16 protein-coding genes and 3 tRNA genes are annotated in these 18,768 nt (G+C 36.2%); 12 read left to right on the forward strand and 7 right to left on the reverse strand.

Features of this window, described 5'->3' with window-relative positions:
• The first annotated feature begins 29 nt into the window (after nucleotides 1–29).
• The 3 genes from cbiD (at nucleotide 30) to JCM15579_RS13600 (ending at nucleotide 3,413) form a co-directional block, all read left to right on the forward strand.
• The gene (gene cbiD / locus JCM15579_RS13590) at nucleotides 30–1,349 is read left to right on the forward strand and encodes a cobalt-precorrin-5B (C(1))-methyltransferase CbiD (protein WP_054721005.1); all 1,320 of its coding nucleotides are present in this window, start codon (nucleotides 30–32) and stop codon (nucleotides 1,347–1,349) included.
• A gap of 23 nt (nucleotides 1,350–1,372) precedes the next feature.
• A complete protein-coding gene (locus JCM15579_RS22000) occupies nucleotides 1,373–1,861 on the forward strand; it encodes a cobalt-precorrin-5B (C(1))-methyltransferase (RefSeq protein WP_054721006.1) in 489 nt (162 codons plus the stop codon).
• Between the two features lie 127 nt (nucleotides 1,862–1,988).
• On the forward strand, nucleotides 1,989–3,413 hold the full coding sequence (locus JCM15579_RS13600; protein WP_054721007.1) for a bifunctional metallophosphatase/5'-nucleotidase: 1,425 nt from the start codon (nucleotides 1,989–1,991) through the stop codon (nucleotides 3,411–3,413).
• A gap of 1 nt (nucleotide 3,414) precedes the next feature.
• Here the strand turns inward: JCM15579_RS13600 and JCM15579_RS13605 are convergent, their stop codons facing one another.
• Together JCM15579_RS13605 and JCM15579_RS13610 are read right to left on the reverse strand one after the other, a co-directional pair.
• On the reverse strand, nucleotides 3,415–5,652 hold the full coding sequence (locus JCM15579_RS13605; RefSeq protein ID WP_054721008.1) for a TonB-dependent receptor domain-containing protein: 2,238 nt from the start codon (nucleotides 5,650–5,652) through the stop codon (nucleotides 3,415–3,417).
• A gap of 91 nt (nucleotides 5,653–5,743) precedes the next feature.
• Nucleotides 5,744–6,106, reverse strand: coding sequence for a hypothetical protein (locus JCM15579_RS13610; protein WP_054721009.1), 363 nt, complete (start codon nucleotides 6,104–6,106; stop codon nucleotides 5,744–5,746).
• A 167-nt stretch (nucleotides 6,107–6,273) separates the two neighbouring features.
• Here JCM15579_RS13610 and JCM15579_RS13615 point away from each other — a divergent pair, with 167 nt between their 5' ends.
• Nucleotides 6,274–7,218, forward strand: a complete 945-nt coding sequence (locus JCM15579_RS13615; RefSeq protein WP_218186174.1) for an endonuclease/exonuclease/phosphatase family protein — start codon at nucleotides 6,274–6,276, stop codon at nucleotides 7,216–7,218.
• A gap of 195 nt (nucleotides 7,219–7,413) precedes the next feature.
• On the opposite strand, the gene yedF is transcribed toward JCM15579_RS13615, so the two are convergent.
• Complete coding sequence (gene yedF / locus JCM15579_RS13620) at nucleotides 7,414–7,755, reverse strand: sulfurtransferase-like selenium metabolism protein YedF (RefSeq protein WP_054721010.1); 342 nt, start codon at nucleotides 7,753–7,755, stop codon at nucleotides 7,414–7,416.
• A 2-nt stretch (nucleotides 7,756–7,757) separates the two neighbouring features.
• Nucleotides 7,758–8,798, reverse strand: coding sequence for a selenide, water dikinase SelD (selD, locus tag JCM15579_RS13625; RefSeq protein ID WP_054721011.1), 1,041 nt, complete (start codon nucleotides 8,796–8,798; stop codon nucleotides 7,758–7,760).
• A 130-nt stretch (nucleotides 8,799–8,928) separates the two neighbouring features.
• Here selD and JCM15579_RS13630 point away from each other — a divergent pair, with 130 nt between their 5' ends.
• Nucleotides 8,929–9,702, forward strand: a complete 774-nt coding sequence (locus JCM15579_RS13630; protein WP_054721012.1) for a histidine phosphatase family protein — start codon at nucleotides 8,929–8,931, stop codon at nucleotides 9,700–9,702.
• A 4-nt stretch (nucleotides 9,703–9,706) separates the two neighbouring features.
• On the opposite strand, the gene JCM15579_RS13635 is transcribed toward JCM15579_RS13630, so the two are convergent.
• Nucleotides 9,707–10,348 (reverse strand): O-methyltransferase, encoded by a 642-nt coding sequence (locus JCM15579_RS13635; protein ID WP_054721013.1) that lies wholly within the window; start codon nucleotides 10,346–10,348, stop codon nucleotides 9,707–9,709.
• Between the two features lie 2 nt (nucleotides 10,349–10,350).
• A complete protein-coding gene (locus JCM15579_RS13640; protein WP_054721014.1) occupies nucleotides 10,351–11,571 on the reverse strand; it encodes a M16 family metallopeptidase in 1,221 nt (406 codons plus the stop codon).
• 127 nt (nucleotides 11,572–11,698) lie between these two features.
• On the opposite strand from JCM15579_RS13640, the gene JCM15579_RS13645 reads away from it, so the two are divergent.
• Nucleotides 11,699–11,771 (forward strand) — tRNA-Phe (locus tag JCM15579_RS13645).
• Between the two features lie 32 nt (nucleotides 11,772–11,803).
• A tRNA-Phe gene (locus JCM15579_RS13650) sits at nucleotides 11,804–11,876 on the forward strand.
• Nucleotides 11,877–11,922: 46 nt separating this feature from the next.
• Here the strand turns inward: JCM15579_RS13650 and JCM15579_RS13655 are convergent.
• Nucleotides 11,923–13,221, reverse strand: a complete 1,299-nt coding sequence (locus JCM15579_RS13655; RefSeq protein ID WP_054721015.1) for a S41 family peptidase — start codon at nucleotides 13,219–13,221, stop codon at nucleotides 11,923–11,925.
• Between the two features lie 243 nt (nucleotides 13,222–13,464).
• On the opposite strand from JCM15579_RS13655, the gene JCM15579_RS13660 reads away from it, so the two are divergent.
• The 5 genes from JCM15579_RS13660 to JCM15579_RS13680 all read left to right on the forward strand — a co-directional run bounded on the left by JCM15579_RS13660 (nucleotide 13,465) and on the right by JCM15579_RS13680 (nucleotide 18,757).
• Nucleotides 13,465–13,537: transfer RNA gene (locus tag JCM15579_RS13660), tRNA-Phe, on the forward strand.
• A 242-nt stretch (nucleotides 13,538–13,779) separates the two neighbouring features.
• Complete coding sequence (gpmI, locus tag JCM15579_RS13665) at nucleotides 13,780–15,309, forward strand: 2,3-bisphosphoglycerate-independent phosphoglycerate mutase (protein WP_054721016.1); 1,530 nt, start codon at nucleotides 13,780–13,782, stop codon at nucleotides 15,307–15,309.
• Between the two features lie 96 nt (nucleotides 15,310–15,405).
• A complete protein-coding gene (locus JCM15579_RS13670) occupies nucleotides 15,406–15,987 on the forward strand; it encodes a DUF3109 family protein (RefSeq protein ID WP_054721017.1) in 582 nt (193 codons plus the stop codon).
• 359 nt (nucleotides 15,988–16,346) lie between these two features.
• Nucleotides 16,347–17,720 carry a dipeptidase gene (locus JCM15579_RS13675; RefSeq protein WP_054721018.1) on the forward strand — a complete coding sequence of 458 codons (1,374 nt, stop codon included), beginning with the start codon at nucleotides 16,347–16,349 and terminating at the stop codon, nucleotides 17,718–17,720.
• Between the two features lie 320 nt (nucleotides 17,721–18,040).
• The gene (locus tag JCM15579_RS13680) at nucleotides 18,041–18,757 is read left to right on the forward strand and encodes a FadR/GntR family transcriptional regulator (protein ID WP_054721019.1); all 717 of its coding nucleotides are present in this window, start codon (nucleotides 18,041–18,043) and stop codon (nucleotides 18,755–18,757) included.
• Nucleotides 18,758–18,768 lie beyond the last annotated feature (11 nt).

Consider the following 18,768-nt stretch of genomic DNA (forward strand, 5'->3'; position numbering starts at 1 on the left):
GAAACATTCATTTAGAAACGCAGAAACTTATGGTACTAATTTTTGGCGGAACAACAGAAGGAAAGAGAGTTGCTGAACTATTCGACATTATCGATCAGCAATACTTTTATTCCACAAAAACCGATTCGCACAAACAAATTAAAGGCGAGCGTGTTTTTGGTGATATGGATAGCACTAAAATCAAAGAGTTCTGCCAAACCAATGGCATTCGATTGATTGTTGATGCGGCTCACCCTTTTGCCGTTTATTTGCATGATAACATTTATCGGGCAGCTCAGGAATTGGGAATTTCAACCATTCGTTACGAGCGAAAGTTTCCAGAAATCAAATCGTCGAAACAGGTGCGCATGTTCGATTCCTACGAGTGCATGACAGAGGCACTTTTACAAGAAGAGTATCAGAATGTATTGGCTTTAACAGGTGTTCAAACCATAAACAAATTAAAGCCGCTTTGGAGGCAACGAACTTGTTATTTCAGGATATTGGATACTGATCTTAGTCGACAAAAGGCAAGGGAAACCGATCTGGATTATCAGTTTGTAATTCCCATGGATCCAAAGGCAGGAGTTGAGGAATTGGCGATGTTAACAAAGAAGTTGAATGCAGAAATACTGCTTTCGAAAGAGAGTGGAGAATCAGGTTTGTTTGAAACGAAAGAGAAAGTTGCCGAGCAGTTGAATATTCCTTTATGGGTAGTAAAGCGTCCAGCTTTGCCAGATTTCGATTATGTGGTGGATGATCCTAAAGCTTTCCTGCAGCAATTTTATCAGGTAAAGAAAACGAGTCTAAAGATTGAAGGTCAATTGCGAAGTGGATTTACTACCGGAACCTGCTTAACTGCTGCGACAAAAGCCTGCTTTATCGCCTTGATAGAAAAGAAATTCCCCCAATGGGTTGAGGTTGATCTACCGGGAGGAGAAAAAACCAGATATGCTATTTTTCCAGTGAATCTATCAAGCAAATCAGCTTCCTGTGTAGTAATAAAAGATGCTGGCGACGATCCGGATGTGATCCATGGCAAAGAAATCGGTTGTGAATTATCATTTTCCGAACAGCCAGGAGTTCAGTTTGTAAGAGGAAAAGGTGTAGGAATGGTTACTTTGCCTGGTCTTCAGGTTCCTGTTGGTGAACCAGCCATTAATCCGGTTCCACGAAAAATGGTTTCCAATGTTTTGGAAAAATTGTCTGAACAATACGAAATGGACTTGGCTTTCGAGGTAAAAGCTTTTATTCCTGAAGGAGAGGAATTGGCGAAACAAACCTTTAACCCAAGAATTGGAGTGGAAGGTGGCATTTCAATTATCGGGACAACGGGAATTGTAAAGCTTTATCGAATGAGGCATTTTTAGCCAGCATCAAACAACAGGTGAAAGTGGCCAAAGGAAATCAATGTGCCGAAATTGTGCTGACTTCTGGTAAGAGAAGCGAAAACCGTTTGAAGAAGAATTTTCCACATTTGCCACAAGTCGCTTACATTCATTTTGGAAACTTGGTTGGTGATGCCATTCAATTGGGAGTTGATGAGGGAATGGAGAAAATCAATGTGGCCATTATGTTCGGAAAATCAGTAAAGCTTGCGGAAGGAAACATGAATACCCACAGCAAGAATGTGGTTTTAAATGCTGATTTTGTTGCTGATTTGGCGAAACAAGCCAGATATTCTGATGAAATCCAAAATCAAATCAAGGAGTTGAAATTGGCCAATGCTATTTTGGATATCATTCCTTTTTCAGAGAATGAAGCATTCTACAATTTGGTAGCTCAGAAATGCTTAAAAAATTGTCAACAGCTGTTAAATGATTCTTGCTCAATACAGTTATTTCTTTTGGTTGGCGATGAGGGAATGATTATCGCAAAATAGTATTGATTTTTCTGCGTGTATTTGTGGAAAAGATCTGCGTTTATCTGCGAGAAAATTTAAGTTTTAATTTAAATGTGATTGTATAGTATATGACTCATTGTTGTAATTTTGATAAAAAATAAACTCAATGATAAAATTTCTGTTCCCATTCCTGTTATTTCTGGTAAATATCAATTTATCAGCTCAAAAGGTAGATATTCTTTACTTTACCGATGCTCACCGTATTTTTCCTGTTGATGATGTAGAAGGAGGCCGAGGTGGAGTGGCTCGTTTGAAGACTATTGTAGATGAAAGCAAATCGGATAATTCAAATACCCTGGTAATTCATGGTGGCGACTTATGTGGTGGCGTTCTGTTTGGCGGAATGTACAAAGGTTTGCCTATGATTGAGGCTTTTAATGAAGTTCCTGTCGATATCTGTAATTTTGGTCAGCACGAGTTTGATTTTGGTGTAGATCATACATTGGAACTTTTAAGTAAATCAAAATCGGAATGGTTTAGCTCTAACCTGAAAAACAGAGATGGTGATACTTTTGCCAATTTACCAAACTATCTGATTAAAAAGATGGGAAGAATTAAGATTGCATTTATCGGATTAACCGATGCAATGAATTCTACCATGAAAAGCAATCGAGTAATTCAGGAAGATTTGTCTGTTGCGATTTCGGAGATTATTGAAGAACTGCAAAATGTAGATTTTTTAATTGCCATTACCCAAACAGATTTAGAAACCAACAGAAAACTTTTGGAGCAATTTCCGGATATCGACTTGGTGCTTACCGAGGAGCAATATGAATACGAAAGCAATGTGTTCTACAAAGGAAACAAGCCCATTGTGGCTACGGCAGGCAACATGAGTTCTGTTGCGAAAATCAGTTTGCAAAAAGACGTAAGGCCTTTGATTGATATCATTCCACTAGATGAAAATATTGTTTCGGAGAAGTATTTGCGTGACATGGAAATCTATTATAAAAAAGACATGGAGCTGAAATTGGCTGAAAAGATTTCTTACCTGGAGGTTCCGTTGAATTTTAGAGATGGAATTACCAAAGAAAGTGCAGCTGGTAATTTGGTGAGTGATGCCTATAAGGAAGGGTACAAATCAGATGTTGGCCTGATAAATGGAGGTGGTATTAGAGCTGATATTCCCAAAGGTGATTTTACTTTAAAGTCGGCCCGTTCCTTATTGCCATTCGGTAATAAGATTTGCCAGATCCTGATAAAAGGAAAGGAGCTCAAATCTTTGCTAAAGAAATATGCTTGCAATACCAAAGGACAATTGTTACATGTGTCAGGTATTTCGTATCGATACTATCAGAAAAATGATTCAATTCAAGTGAAATGGAAAGGAGAGGTACTTTCTGATGATGAATTGCTAACTGTTTCCTTGAACAATTATTTTCTGAAAAAGCTTGAGGTGGAATGTGATATTTTAATTGATGAAACTGATGTAAATGCCAAAGAAGACTACGAAGTATTGCGTCAGTTCTGTAAAAAACAAAAAGCCTTGCACCCTAAGGTACAAGGCCGATTCGTGATTGTCCGTGAGTAGTTTACAGATTCAAACTAAGTGTAAGGTAAAAGCTTCTTCCTGGTGCATAAATTGCCTGGTTGCTGTCTTTTACTGATCGGCTTAAATGTTCATAGTAAGCTTCATCGAATAAATTTCTGATTCCTCCAATAATTTGAAAATGGTCGGAAAACAGATAGCTTGCTTTAAAATCAAGAACTGTAAAATCTGGCGTTTCCGTTTCTCCATAATTTTTTGCGATTCGTTCCTGTTTGGCTGCATGTCTTAGCATAAATTCAGGAGTAAACTTTTGCTTACACAAATGAACTCCCAAGCTGTATCGGATATCCAAAGGAGGAATTTCGGGCAATGGCTGATTGATCTCCTTGTTTTTACCATAGGTATAAGCCAGGTTAAATCGGTGATACAAATGATTTGTGATGGATTGATTAAAACCGATTTCGAATCCTCGCATCACAGCTTTGTTGATGTTTACAAATTGTTTTACTCCAGGAGCCGTTGCCATTAATGGCTGAACATCCGATTTGATTTCAGAGCTGATGTAATCTCTCAACCAAGAATTAAATAGATTAATATCCAATGAGAAATATTTAGTGTTCCAATTGATATTGTAGTCGAGTTGATAGTTAATTTCCGGATCTAAATCAGGATTACCAATTCTTTCATAAGGATCCACATCAACGGGAATATGATTGATGAACCGTTCGGTTAAACTTCCACTTCTTTCAGCTCTTCCAAACCAAATTCCCATTCTAATACTTTCCGATAGATTTTTGCTTGCACCAATGCTAAACGAAAAATTCATTTCGTTGGAAGGATCAATAATAACAGAATTGATATCGCTAACTGGTTTAAACTTTCTTTTGGCCGAATTGTGTTCCAATCTGCTTGATGCAATAAAATGGGTCTCATTTACAGAGAAATGATATTCACCAAAAGCACCCAGTTTTTCAATTTTACTGTCTTGCCAAATGTTATCGTAAGCTGTTTCCCCAGCCATTGGTCCCATTAATATTTCACGAGAACGAGTTCCATCTGCTTCCTCTGATTTGTAATCAACGCCTGCAAACAAGGAACTTTCCTTAAATTGAAAAGCAGCTTCCGATCTAAAAGCGTAATTTTTTGTTTCTGCTTTGGTAATGGCATTTACTTTTCTTGGATTTAAATTCTTTGTCAGATTATCCATTTCATGATCAACGAATGATGCGTTTGCTGATGTTGAAATGGAAGCCAAGGCCGAATTTTTGAAAGTGATTTTGTGGCTAAGACTGATCATTTTTGTGTCATCTTCTCGCAAATCCATATTTAATGCTGGAAAATCAACATCTTCGGCATAGTTACTATTGGCAGATATCTGGATATTTTGAGAGTTGGAAAGTTTAAAGTTGGCTGCAAGTCCAATGTTTCTTCGGTTAAAACCTGAAGCCACCTTATAGCCATTGCCATCTTCATAATCGGTACCCTCGCTGTAAGCACCAAAAACACCGAAATTGTAGAACTTGCCTTTGGCACCTGCCAAAGCTTCGGTTCTGAAAATTTCTCCGTTGCTTTCGTAGCTTCCGCTTGCGCGACCAAATGCACTGGCTTTATCAGAAAATCCATTGGTCGATGATTTGAAATGGATGCTGCCTGCAAAAGAATTCCCATATCGCAGCGAATGCGGACCTTTTGTGATTTCTACCCTGTCGACCATATTTAAAGGAACCTGACTAATGGGTGGATCCATTCGGTTGGGACAAGCAGCTGTAGCACTCATTCCATTGTCCATTACAATGTTTAACTGATCGTACTTAAAACCTCGCATTACCGGGTCGAATCCGTAACTTCCACTCTTTCTGATACCACCAATTAAACCCGATTGACTTAAGAAATCACCTGCATCATGCGAAAGTTTATCGCTTGAACTAATTTGCATGGTTTCTGATTCTTTTGCAGTTCTTTTTCTGGCAATAATTGTGGTTGGCAGTAAGCTAACATAGGTTTTACTCATATAAATCTTGCCCGATTGCAATGCAGATTTTATCTCGCTATCGGTAAACGAAACTTTCCCATAATTAACATGCGATAGGTAAAGCTTTTCACCTTCAATATATTTGATTGTAAATTCACCATTTGCATTGGTATTTCCTTTCTGATTTTGATGAAGAAAGTGAGCAAATGCAATGGGATGATCAGTTTCCTGATCTAATAACTGAATCGTATTTTGAGAATAAACCTGTATGTAAATACATAGCATACAGGCAGTAAGTATTTTTTTCATCCTTCATTTTTATGTGTTCGAAACTATTGTGCATCAGAATTATTAGTGCACAAAAAATCGCAATACTGTAGCATTTACAATATTGAGGCCATTAAAAAAATAGAAATGAGCTTTGTTGTGGAGGATGAAAAATATCTGACACATGCTTTTTTATGAGCTGAAAATGGGGAAGATTTACATCAGTTGGAGCGATTGAAATTTTAGGAGCAGGAATTAAATCAAAACAGGTTGAAATGAAGTTTAAGTTCTCTTTTTCGATATTGATTTTTTTCTTTTCCGACTCATTTTCCTCTTGTTGCTTTAGTTGTTTTTTAAGATGACATTTCCCATTACACTCCATTTCTGGTTTGTCCTTGTTTTCACAAACCGAAGCATAAAAGTCCTGATTAAACTTATAATGTAGTATGATAATGATATTCCCGGTTGATTGAACGGAAAGTATCAGTATTAACATGTATGTGAGGAAATGTTTCAATAAGTATTATAATTCGGATGGATAAATAGTAAATATAAAGATTTTAAATCAAAAAAATAGATGTAAAAACCTAAGCAAGTAAGAAAATTATTTGCAGATCAATTTTGAATTTAAGAATTTTGATGGTTCTGAAAAATGAATAAAATATGAATAAATTTTTGATATTGTTCCTGCTATTGGTGTTTGTTGCATCTTGTTCGGGAAAAAAAGATGCGGAAGAATTAAGAGTATTACAGTTTAATATTTGGCAAGAGGGAACCCAGGTAGAAGGGGGATATGATGCCATTATTAACGAGATTATCAGGACGAAAGCTGATTTAATAGCTTTGAGTGAGGTTCGAAATTATAATGATACCAATTTGTCAGAACGATTGGTTGCATCCCTTAAGAAGAAGGGATTTGAGTATTATTCTTTGAAAAGTCAGGATTCTGGCATATTGTCGCGTTATCCCATTACGTTTCAGGAGGCTCTTTATCCTGTGAAAGACGACAGAGGATCAGTATACAAAGCACTTATTGATGTGAAGGGTGTTAAGGTTGCTTTCTATAGCGCTCATTTGGATTATAGAAATTGTGCATTGTACTTACCAAGAGGATATGATGGTTCAAGTTGGGAAAAACTGGATGTGCCTCAAACCGATTTGAATGTAATTAGAGAAGATAATCTGGCTTCAAAACGAGATGATGCTATTCAGGTGTTTTTGTCCGATGCTAAAAAAGAATTGGAAAAAGGAAGATTGGTTTTCTTAGGAGGAGACTTTAATGAACCTTCTCATAGGGATTGGGTGGAAGAAAATAAAAATTTATACGATCATAATGGAGTTGTGATGAAGTGGCATAATACTCTTTCTCTTGAAAATTCGGGTTTTATTGATACGTACAGAGAAATATATCCTAATCCGATAAGTCATCCTGGTTTTACTTACCCTGCCGATAATCCTTTGGTTGATATTAAGCGTTTGGCATGGAGTCCCGATGCGGATGATAGAGATCGTATCGATTTTATTTTCTATTATCCCAATGCAAACCTAAGTTTAAAAGAGGTTACTATTGTTGGCCCCAAAGTCGGTAAGTCGAAACCAAAGAATTGAAGAAACATCTCAAGATGTTTTTCTCCAGCCATTGGATGTTTGGCCTACCGATCACAAAGCAGTATTGGCCACATTCAATTTGAAAAAGTAGTAACAGTTGAGAATATAAAATTTCGAGGGAATGGATTGGGATGCCACATTGGTTATTATAGTGGAGAACTCAATCCATTCCCTTGAAATACTTCAGTTATGCTTTTAAAGATTAATCACCTTATCGGCATCGGCTTGAAGTGTTATAATGTCAGGCATGCTACCAACATTACCAACTTTTACTTTATCCAGTAAATTGTAATGATCAAGACAGGTTTTGCAGGCCAGCATGCTTACTCCTTTATTTGCCAGGTTTTGTAAACCTTCCAAGGCTGGAGAATCTTCACAAATCAACTTTACACCAGCATTGTAGAATACAATTATTTTTGGCAATCTGTTTTCTGCATCCAATAGTTTAAAGTAATTGGTAGCCAATTTTAAGCCCAATTCTTCGTTACCATTACCCATTCCATTTTGAGTAACTTGAATCAATGTATTTCTATGCATGATTAATTTACGCTGATATAAGGTTCGTTACTGTTTATCCTTTCTACCAATTTTCCAATTGGACTTAAATCAAATCCTTCTCTTTTAGCCAGACAGATAAACTCTTCAGTATGATTGTCGTCAACAGCAACCAATAAGCCACCACTTGTTTGCGGATCGCAAAGTAATGCTTTCTGATCTTCGGTAATTTCACCAATTAAATGTCCGTATGAAGCCCAGTTTCTTCTTGTTCCCCCAGGAGTACTTCCTTTCTGAATCAATTCTTCCACGCCTTCAATTTTTGGGACATCATTGTAATTGATTACCGCATTTACATTACTTCCTTCACAGATTTCGCTTAGGTGACCCAATAAACCAAAACCAGTAACATCAGTCATCGATTTGATGTATTCTTGCTCGCCAAATACAACGCCTACTTTGTTCAAGCTGCACATTAAATCAACTGCAATTTGATTGTTTTCGTGAGCAATTAATTTCTTTTTCTCAGCAGTGGTTAATACTCCAATACCAAGAGGTTTTGTTAGGAATAAGGTGCATTTTGGACTGGCTGTATTGTTTTTCTTTACTCTTTCGGTTGCAACAATTCCGTTAACTGATAAGCCAAAAACAGGATCGCCAATGTCGATAGAGTGTCCTCCTGCTAGTTGAATGCCAGCATTTGCACAAACATCTCTGGCGCCTTCAACTACTTTTTGCGCAATTTCGGTAGAAAGCTTCTCCAATGGCCAGGCAAGAATAGCTAAGGCCATAATTGGTTTACCACCCATTGCATAAATGTCACTTATGGCATTTGTAGCGGCAATTCGACCAAAATCGTATGGATCATCTACAATTGGAGTAAAGAAATCGGTTGTACTAATCAGAGCTTGACCGTTACCCAAATCGTAAACTGCAGCATCATCTTTAGTATCGTTACCAACCAGCAAGTTCGGATTGGGAATTCTAGGTGTGCTGCTTTTTAAAATGCATTCTAAATCTTTCGGTGAGATTTTACATCCACATCCGGCTCCCGGACTAAACTGTGTCAGTTTCTTTGTTTCCATTGTTTTTGTAATCTGTTAAATTATCTGGCAAAGATATCACTTTTTAATAATGGTTGTCATTCAACTTCAGGTCTAATTTTTACAATATTTATTTGCTTGCGATCAGTTAAATCTCTTAAATTTGATATTTGTGAATTTACATGATAGAGGATTGAAAAAGTTTGCTCCTATAAAATATTTATTGCTGATTATTTGCGGTTTTGTAATGCAATCATGTGTTACACAGAATAGATATATGCAACCTGTAAATACTTACGATGCATTTACGTGTGTTAACGAAGTAGATGCAATTGAACAGTTGGAACTGCAAAAGCAGGGCAAACGAAAATTACAGATTTATTTGATTCGCCATGCCAAGCCTAATCTGAAAAAGAAACTGTTTTATTCAGCAGAAGAGGCTCAGCAGTATGTTTATGATTACAATTCAGTGCCAATTGTTCCCTTCGATCCGGAAATGGTAAAGGTAAATCTAAATCCTAACCATTTCATATATTGTTCCAACTTGCCGCGTTCGCAAGAAACTGCATTGGCAATTTTTGGAAAGGATTATCCTGTAGTGTCCGATTCGATTTTCCGAGAATATGAAATTAAAGTGGTAAAAGCCAGTAGTATTATTAAATTGCCTTTGCCTATTTGGCAGTTTTTTAGCCGAGGGAGTTGGTTGTTAGGTTTTAACCACAAAGGAATTGAAAGTCGGAAAGAGACTAAACAAAGAGTGAAATATGCAGTTGAAAATCTGATAAAAGTTGCCGAAAAAGAAGAAACTGCAGTTCTAGTAGCTCATGGGATGTTGAACCATGGATTGGAAAATCATTTGAAAAAACAAGGCTGGCAAGTCATTCAAAAAAACGGACAAGCCAACCTGGGGGCTACTATTTTAGTTAAGATTGTTGATTTAGAATAGAAAATTATTTTTTTCTAATCATCATCAATCCATGACGGATAGGAAGCATTAAATTTTCCACTCTCTCGTCTTTTTGTATGAATTCATTGAATGCAAGAATGCCTTGAGTTTGCTTGTCTTTCGATTCAACGTCTTCCAAAACCTTACCATCCCACAAAACATCGTCAGCCAAAACAAAACCTCCTTGCCTTAATTTTGGAAATATTGCCTCAAAATATTCGGTGTACTGTCTTTTATCGGCATCAATAAAAACCAAATCAAATTCTTCTGCAATATTTGGAATAATGTCTAAAGCCTCACCAATGTGGAATTCTATTTTGTTCTCGTAACCCGATTGTTTGATAAATTTGCGAGTGAAGTATTCCAATTCATCATTGCAATCAATGGTGTGAATTATACAATCATCTGATGTTCCCATAGCCATGCTGATTGCCGAGTATCCAGTATAAGTTCCAATTTCCAGAATACGATTAGGATTCATCATTTGACAAATCATCTTTAGAAATTTACCCTGCATATGTCCAGAAAGCATTCTTGGGCGAAGCATTTTAACATGTGTCTCCCGAGTAAGATCCTTTAAAATTTGATCTTCTGTTTCAGTATGTGTTAGGATGTATTCCTCCAGCTCTTTATTAATCTCCAACATGATTATTTATACATCAAAGTGGTTAATCGGTCTTTATTCAAAATTTCGTTGGCAACCTCAAGTAATTGTTCCGCTGTTATCGATTCAATTTTTTGGTAAATCTCCTCTAAAGAATCAACTCGATTGTAAAGAAGGTAAGTTTTGCCAACATTAAGCATTAAATTCTCGTTGTTTTCTGATGAAATGGCAATTTGTCCAATCATCTGATTTTTTGCCTTGGTCAACTGACCAGGCCCCAATTTTTTTGTGCAAAGCAAATCCATTTCTTTGTGAATTAAACTTAAACACTTGTCCAAGTATCCCTTATCGGTACCAAAGTAAATGCTAAAAACTCCTGTGTCAGCGTAAGAGGTATAGTTGGCTTCTATGTTGTAAGCCAGTCCGTGTTTTTCACGCAGGGAGAGATTTAGACGAGAATTCATCCCCGGACCACCCAGTATATTCGTTAAAAGTGATAATGGAATTCTGCGATCATCATTGGCATCGTATGCTACATTTCCTAAAACACAATGTCTTTGATAGGTGTTTTTAACCAAAGTCTGAGTTCTTGGCTTATAAGAATTTGGCCTTTTCCTTTTGTCGACACGTAAGTTTTCAGCAATTCCTCCAAAATACCTCTCAACCATCTTAACCAATTTCTTGAAAGGAATATTTCCTACAGAACTAATTACCATCTGATCTGTGTGATAATTGTTTCTAATAAAGTTTAAAATATCCTCACGTTTAAAAGCTTTGATATGCTTAGGTGTTCCTAAAATATTTCTTCCAATTGGATCTTTTTTGAAAATTAATTCCTCAAAATCATCAAAAATAAGTTCGGAAGGAGAATCTTTATAGGAATTGATTTCGTCAAGAATTACCTCTTTTTCTTTTTCCAGTTCTTTTTCAGGGAAAATAGAATTGAAGGTGATATCGCTTATTAGTTCAAGAGCTCTTTTGTAATCCTTATCCAAAAAAGTAGTGTAAATGCATGTTTCCTCTTTTGTGGTGTAGGCATTTAGTTCCCCACCTACATCTTCCATACGGCTAAGTATGTGATATGCTTTACGTTTTGTTGTTCCTTTAAACACAACATGCTCTATAAAGTGAGCAATTCCCCATTCATCCTCTTTCTCATCACGGGAACCGGTATTCAAAATAATTCCGCAATGGGCAACACTTGCCTTAACTGGTCGGTGAATTAACCGGATACCATTTGATAATGTGTAAGTTTCGAATACCATATACTTTTTTATTAGGCTGCAAAGGTAACAAGAAGTTTAGAATCCGATTAAAATTCCTTTCTATTTTTCTTGATTTTATTTGGTGATGTAAATTTTTTACGTACTTTTGCATCGCTCAAGTAAAGAGGGTACCATAGCTCAGTTGGTAGAGCAATGGACTGAAAATCCATGTGTCCCTGGTTCGATTCCAGGTGGTACCACAACTTTTTTCTTCGAGTAATTAATACCAAGGGGTACCATAGCTCAGTTGGTAGAGCAATGGACTGAAAATCCATGTGTCCCTGGTTCGATTCCAGGTGGTACCACGAAAAAAGCCGATCAAACGATCGGCTTTTTTGTATCTTAAACTTTTTAGTTTGCGTCAATCAATAAATCAAATCCTTTCTTTTTAAACTCTCTCTCGGTTATAGATAAAGATTTGGCTGCAGTAATAGCTGGGAAATTACCTTGGTTAATGTATTGGAGTGCTGCTTGAAGATTGCTCTCCTCGGGATCACCAAAATCACGACTTAAATCGTCAGAAATTTCAAAATCAACAGGAATTCCATCAAAATAATCTCCTTCATCATTTGCATTGGTAATCGAAAAACTAATTGGGACAATGGCCAAATTAAAGTCAGGTTCTTCAAAAACATACATTCCTACAGGTTTTCCATGCGTTTTACTGCCAATTAAAATTACGTTATCATTGCCTAAATATGGTTTTAAACCATTAATTACCATTTCGCTGGCCGATGCAGTTCTGTCTGTTGTAATTATGAAAACTCTTTCAAAACTATAGGCAGATGATTGGTTGCTAAAGGCATATGTGAAATTTTCATCACTTTTGGAATCATTATGGAATACTTTGGAGTAAATTTTTCCTTCGTAAAGATTTCCAGTAATTAAACTTGAAAGCTGATTTGATATGGTTGTACTACCTCCACCATTGTAGCGTAAATCCAAAACCAATTCTTTTGCCGCATTGGTTTTAAAATAATCAAAAGCTTCATTCAAGGCATCTTCTGAACTTCCCAGAAAACTATCAAATGCTAGATAAGCTACATTTGTACCTTCGTAATTAATTACCTCTCTTTTTAGTACCGAGTTTTGATCTATTTCCTGTTGACTTGCGGTAATTTCCTTTTGTTCTCCTAAATTGTTTTCAAATATAAATGTTGAAGTATTCTTATCTAATTCATTCAAAACATCATCTTCAGTTAAATCTGCAATATTTAGTCCGTTGATGTTTATCAATTTCCATCCTCGGGTAATTCCTTTTGAAGCAAGGGGAGATTCATCGAAAATCAATTTTACTCTAAGGTTATCTTCTGAATCATATTTGAATGCCAAACCATATCCTTTATATGTTCCGTTTTCAAGATATGCAATCAATGCATCAAGGTTAGCAATATAGCTCCATCTATCTTGGTTCACTAGTAGGTCTTCAAAATATTTATTTACATCCGAATAGCTGGAAGAATTGATATTGGGTAGTTCTTCATTCCACAAATACCATTCACTCATTGTTTTGTCGATAGTTTCGTAAATGGTTTTGGTTTCTCTTTCATAGTTATTATTGTCATCATCGCTGCAGGCAATAATAAATGAAGAGAAGATAAAAAGAGAAAGGAAAAACTTAAATGATTTGAATAATCTATTTTCAGTCATCGATTTGGAGATTTAGTGATTAATGAACGGATATAAAAATAACAAAAACTATACCTATTATTTAAACGAGCCATAAGAATACGTATTGCATAAAAAATAAATATTTGAAATTAATCTAAATTGCGACGAAAAAATTGATTTTGAAGTATTTTCAGAAATGTATTTGCATTTTTCGTAAGTGTGCATCATAAATTATTTTGTAGAAAAGGATTTTTGCTTACTTTTGTAGCACCAAAAACAAAGGGTACCATAGCTCAGTTGGTAGAGCAATGGACTGAAAATCCATGTGTCCCTGGTTCGATTCCAGGTGGTACCACGAAAGCCGATCATTTGATCGGCTTTTTGTATTTTATTGAGAAGAAGACTTCCCTATTCGTGTTTTTTCTCAATTTCTGATACTTATTCTGTTCGTCTTTGAACAATTTTCAAATTACAAACGTTTTCGATCTAAAATAAAGACTCTCAATTGTCTAAGTGCTTTTTTTATTAGAATTAATAAGATATTTTTGCATGACTAAGATCAAGTAAAACAGAATTTAAGATATAAAATACTTTAAAATGGCAGATAGCAAAAAAGCTTTATTGATGATCCTTGACGGATGGGGGATCGGGGACAAATCGAATGCAGATGTGATTTCTTCAGTTGCAACTCCTTATATGGATAGCTTATTGGAAAAATATCCAAATTCGCAATTGCAAGCTGCAGGCAGATTTGTTGGGTTACCTGAAGGACAGATGGGTAACTCAGAAGTAGGTCACTTAAATATTGGAGCAGGACGTGTTGTTTACCAGGATTTGGTAAAAATCAATATGGCTGTTGAGCAAGATACTCTAAAGGATAACGAGCAAGTTGTTAAAGCATTTACTCACGCTAAAGAAAATGGAAAGAAAGTTCATTTAATCGGTTTGATTGGTGATGGTGGAGTTCATTCTTTAAGTAAGCACGCTTTGGCTCTTTGTGATGCTGTAAAAGCATTTGGAGTGGAAGATGTATTCGTACATGGTTTAACGGATGGACGTGATACTGACCCTAAATCAGGATTGGATTTCGTTAAGACTTTCGTAAATGATATTACAAGCAAAGGAACAGCAAAATTTGCTTCTTTAATTGGTCGCTACTATGGTATGGATCGCGATAGTAACTGGGATCGTGTGAAGTTGGCCTACAATCTTTACACTAAAGGTGAAGGTAAAGCTACTACAGATGTTGTTGCTGCTATCGAGGAATCATATGCAGAAGGTGTAACCGATGAGTTTATCAAACCAGTTGTGGTGGTTGATGAAGCTGGTGCTCCTTTGGCTAAAATCGAAGAAGGCGATGTAGTGATTTGTTTTAACTTCCGTACCGACCGTTTGCGTCAAATGACAACTGTATTCACTCAGGAAGACAAGCAGGAATTCGGAATGCATACCATGAATGTGGAGTGGTACACAATGACTTGTTACAATGCTAACTTTAAAGGTGTGAATGTAATCTACGATAAGGAGAACGTTCAGAACACAATGGGTGAAGTTGTGTCAGCAGCTGGTAAGAAGCAAATTCGTATTGCTGAAACTGAAAAGTATGCTCACGTAACATTCTTCTTCTCAGGCGGTCGTGAAGATGAGTTCGAAGGTGAAAGCCGTTTATTGGTTGCATCTCCAAAAGTGGCTACTTACGATCTTCAACCAGAAATGTCAGCTCCTGAAGTTGCAGATAAAATTACCGCTGAGTTGAATGCTCAATCGGCAGATTTTGTTTGTTTGAATTTCGCTAATGGCGATATGGTTGGACACACAGGTGTGTATGAAGCGATTTCAAAAGCTGTTCAGGCTGTAGACAAGTGTGTAGAACAAGTTGTTGAAGCTGCAAAAGCAAACGGATACGATGTAATCATTATTGCTGATCATGGCAATGCTGATTTTGCAGTAAATGCTGATGGTTCTCCAAATACAGCTCACTCATTAAATCCGGTTCCTTGTATTTGGGTAACTGAAAATCCAAAAGAATTGGAGAATGGTATTTTGGCTGATGTTGCACCAACTTTGTTGGATATTATGGGCATTGAGAAGCCAGAGGATATGACTGGAAAATCTTTGATAAAATAAAAGATTGTAACCGTATATAAAACATTCCGTACTATCTTTGCACGATAGTGCGGATTTTTTTATTCGTATAACTGATACAATTTAAATAGGGAAATAGTGTTACAGATAGGAAAAGCCATAGTTAGTCTTGATGTGATTGAGAAGAAGTTCATTTGCGACATTTCAAAATGTTGTGGAGCTTGTTGTGTTGAAGGAGATTCGGGAGCTCCGTTGGATGAGAAAGAAAAACAAATCATTGAAGATATCTATCCTGATATTAAAGAATATCTTACCGAAAGAGGAATAGAAGAAATCGAAAAGCAAGGAACAACAGTTATTGATAGCGATGGTGATTTGGTAACTCCTATAATCGATGGCAAGGAATGTGTCTATACAATTTTTGAGAATGGCAATGCCATGTGCGGGATCGAAAAAGCCTTTTTTGATGGAAAGATTTCGTATCGCAAACCGATTTCCTGTCAGTTATATCCTATACGAATTGATAAGTATGCGGAGTTTGACGCTGTGAATTACAACAAATGGGATATCTGTAAACCAGCTAGAGAGCTTGGGTTTAAAAATGGAACTCCAGTGTATAAATTTTTAAAAGAACCATTGATTCGTAAATATGGCGAAGATTGGTATAACGAATTGGAATATGCAGCTGAGAATATTGGCGAAATCATGAAAATGCGATAATAGAATATATCACTATAATATTTTAAAGAAACAGTGACCAGTTTGGTTGCTGTTTTTTGTTTTACAAGGAGTAGTATTTCTAACAGGCTGTTTTATTAGATTAAAATATCTAATAAAACCTCATTCGGATATTTGACATTCTGCCAGTATAACATATATCTTGATATATATTAAAAATAAAAACAATTTAAAGTTTTTATAAGAGATCCGGGGACTAAAATATTTAAAAATACGAGTCACGTTATAAAAAGACAGATGACTTAATTTGCTATAAATCCTGCAAGAACATATTTGTATTCTCGTGATCTATTGTATATTTACCTTTCGAAAATATTTAAATCCAATAAACACACTTAAGTATGGAAAATATTAAATCATATATCGAAGAGAATAAGGAACGATTCCTTGAGGAATTATTCGGATTAATTCGAATTCCTTCTATTAGTTCGATTGAGGCTCATAAGCCAGACATGTACAAAGCTGCAGAATACTGGAAGCAACTAATTTTAGATGCAGGTGCTGATAAAGCTGAAATTTTTGAAACAGAAGGTAACCCAGTTACTTATGGTGAAAAAATTATCGATCCTAGTTTACCAACTGTAATGGTTTACGGTCATATGGATGTGATGCCAGTTGATCCAATCGATCTTTGGAATACTGATCCATTTGAGCCAGTAATTAAAGATGGTAAAATTTGGGCTCGTGGTGCTGATGATGATAAAGGACAGGCTTTCATGCATGCGAAAGCTTTCGAATACATGATTAAGAACGACTGTCTTCCATGTAACGTGAAGTTCATGATTGAAGGTGAAGAGGAAGTAGGTTCTCCAAACCTTCCTAAGTTCTGTGAAGATCACAAGGAAATGTTACAAGCTGACGTAATTTTGGTTTCTGATACTGGAATGATTGCTCCGGATATACCATCTATTACAACAGGTCTTCGTGGCTTAATGTACTGGGAAGTTGAAGTTACAGGTCCTAACCGTGATCTTCACTCAGGATTGTTTGGTGGTGCTGTAGCAAATCCAATCAACGTATTGGCAAAAATGATTACTCAAATGGTTGATGAGAATGGTCATATTACCATTCCTGGATTCTATGATGATGTAATCGAAGTATCAAAAGAAGAAAGAGCTATGATGGCTGAAGCTCCATTCAATGTGGAAGAGTACAAAAAAGCAATTGATGTGAAAGCTTTAGCAGGTGAAAAAGGATATACTCCATCGGAGCACACAGGTATCCGTCCATCATTTGATGTTTGTGGTATTTGGGGTGGTTACATTGGAGAAGGTGCAAAAACTGTACTTCCTTCAAAAGCTCATGCAAAGATTTCTACTCGTTTGGTTCCAAACCAAAACTGGGAAAAGATTTCTGTTCTTTTCAAAGAGCATTTCGAAGCAATTGCTCCTGATTGTGTTAAAGTGGAAGTTACTCCATTGCATGGTGGTCAAGGATATGTTTGTCCAATAGATTTCCCAGCGTATATTGCAGCTGAAAAAGCTTACACTGAGGTTTATGGAAAGCGTCCTGTTCCTGTACGTTCAGGAGGATCTATTCCAATCATTTCTTCTTTCGAAGAGATTTTGGGTATTAAATCAGTGTTGATGGGATTCGGTTTGGAAAGTGATGCAATTCACTCGCCAAATGAAAACTATCCATTGGAGCAATTCTTTAATGGAATCAATACAATTCCTTTGTTCTACAAGCATTACGCTGAATTATTAAAAAAATAGTTCGTTAAATGACTATAAATTAAGGGTATTTCAATTAGAAATACCCTTTTTTATTGGAATTCACATTTTGGTATGATAACTTTGCATTCTGCTATAAAGTATGCGACATTCGTCAGAATATTTAGAATATAATTATTATATTTCCTATGTAAATGAATTGAAGGATTCGATATGTATTGATAATATTGGATTTAGTCATATTTATAGCTAAATTAGTAGTAAGATCTTTTGTGTGATTTGATTCTCAATTTATCGTAAATTAAACATGAAGATAGGCAGGGATTATCAGAGATCATACAAGTCGAAGTAAATTGACATACATGGACGAAATTTTTGGAAAAATAGGTACGGCGCAAACTCTCAGTCAAAAAATTGAGCGTCGAATTGAGGAAGCAATTCGACAAAAAAAATTACTTGTCGGAACAAAGTTGCCTTCGGAACGTGAACTTTGCGAAATGTTTGCAGTTAGTAGAACGGCTTTGCGTGAGGCATTACGTCGATTAAGTGCAAGAGGATTAATTCAAATCAAGAAGGGTAGTGGAATGTTCGTTAGTGAACTGAAGATTGAAGATGCAATTGAATCTTTGAATCTATATTACGACCTAAGTTTTGATAGCGGTTTGATTTCTCAGATTATTGAAGTTCGTAGAGTTTTTGAACCTGAAATTGCAAGAATTGCAGCTACGAATAGAACGGATGAAGATTTAGCTGTATTAAATAGAAATATTGCAGATCTTGCCGATTGTGATCCTGATAATACGCAATTGGAGGCTGACATCATCAATAAGTTTCACTTAAATGTAGCCAAAGCAACAGGTAATAAGGTGATGATTATTTCGATGGAACCTATCTATTCATTACTACCAAGAATGCGTAATCTCATTTATGCCAATGTTGACGGCGAAAAGGATTTTACTATAAAAGCACATCGTGCAATTTTTGAGGCCATTCGAGATAAGGATGGAGAGCGAGCTTATAAAGAAATGGCTGGACAAATTGATCGTACCTTAGAAATATATACTCAATATTTGAAGTAACTCTCGAAGTT

Source organism: Marinifilum fragile JCM 15579, from assembly GCF_001310955.1.
GTDB lineage: Bacteria > Bacteroidota > Bacteroidia > Bacteroidales > Marinifilaceae > Marinifilum > Marinifilum fragile.

Bases quoted from the DNA above. Each gene is read 5' to 3' on its own strand.
- JCM15579_RS13600 (WP_054721007.1), top strand. From the start codon at position 1,989: ATGATAAAATTTCTGTTCCCATTCCTGTTATTTCTGGTAAATATCAAT.
- JCM15579_RS13655 (WP_054721015.1), bottom strand. From the start codon at position 13,221: ATGACTGAAAATAGATTATTCAAATCATTTAAGTTTTTCCTTTCTCTT.
- JCM15579_RS13615 (WP_218186174.1), top strand. From the start codon at position 6,274: ATGAATAAATTTTTGATATTGTTCCTGCTATTGGTGTTTGTTGCATCT.
- JCM15579_RS13640 (WP_054721014.1), bottom strand. From the start codon at position 11,571: ATGGTATTCGAAACTTACACATTATCAAATGGTATCCGGTTAATTCAC.
- yedF (WP_054721010.1), bottom strand. From the start codon at position 7,755: ATGCATAGAAATACATTGATTCAAGTTACTCAAAATGGAATGGGTAAT.
- JCM15579_RS13610 (WP_054721009.1), bottom strand. From the start codon at position 6,106: ATGTTAATACTGATACTTTCCGTTCAATCAACCGGGAATATCATTATC.
- selD (WP_054721011.1), bottom strand. From the start codon at position 8,798: ATGGAAACAAAGAAACTGACACAGTTTAGTCCGGGAGCCGGATGTGGA.
- JCM15579_RS13635 (WP_054721013.1), bottom strand. From the start codon at position 10,348: ATGTTGGAGATTAATAAAGAGCTGGAGGAATACATCCTAACACATACT.
- JCM15579_RS13675 (WP_054721018.1), top strand. From the start codon at position 16,347: ATGGAAAATATTAAATCATATATCGAAGAGAATAAGGAACGATTCCTT.
- cbiD (WP_054721005.1), top strand. From the start codon at position 30: ATGGTACTAATTTTTGGCGGAACAACAGAAGGAAAGAGAGTTGCTGAA.
- gpmI (WP_054721016.1), top strand. From the start codon at position 13,780: ATGGCAGATAGCAAAAAAGCTTTATTGATGATCCTTGACGGATGGGGG.
- JCM15579_RS13605 (WP_054721008.1), bottom strand. From the start codon at position 5,652: ATGAAAAAAATACTTACTGCCTGTATGCTATGTATTTACATACAGGTT.
- JCM15579_RS13680 (WP_054721019.1), top strand. From the start codon at position 18,041: ATGGACGAAATTTTTGGAAAAATAGGTACGGCGCAAACTCTCAGTCAA.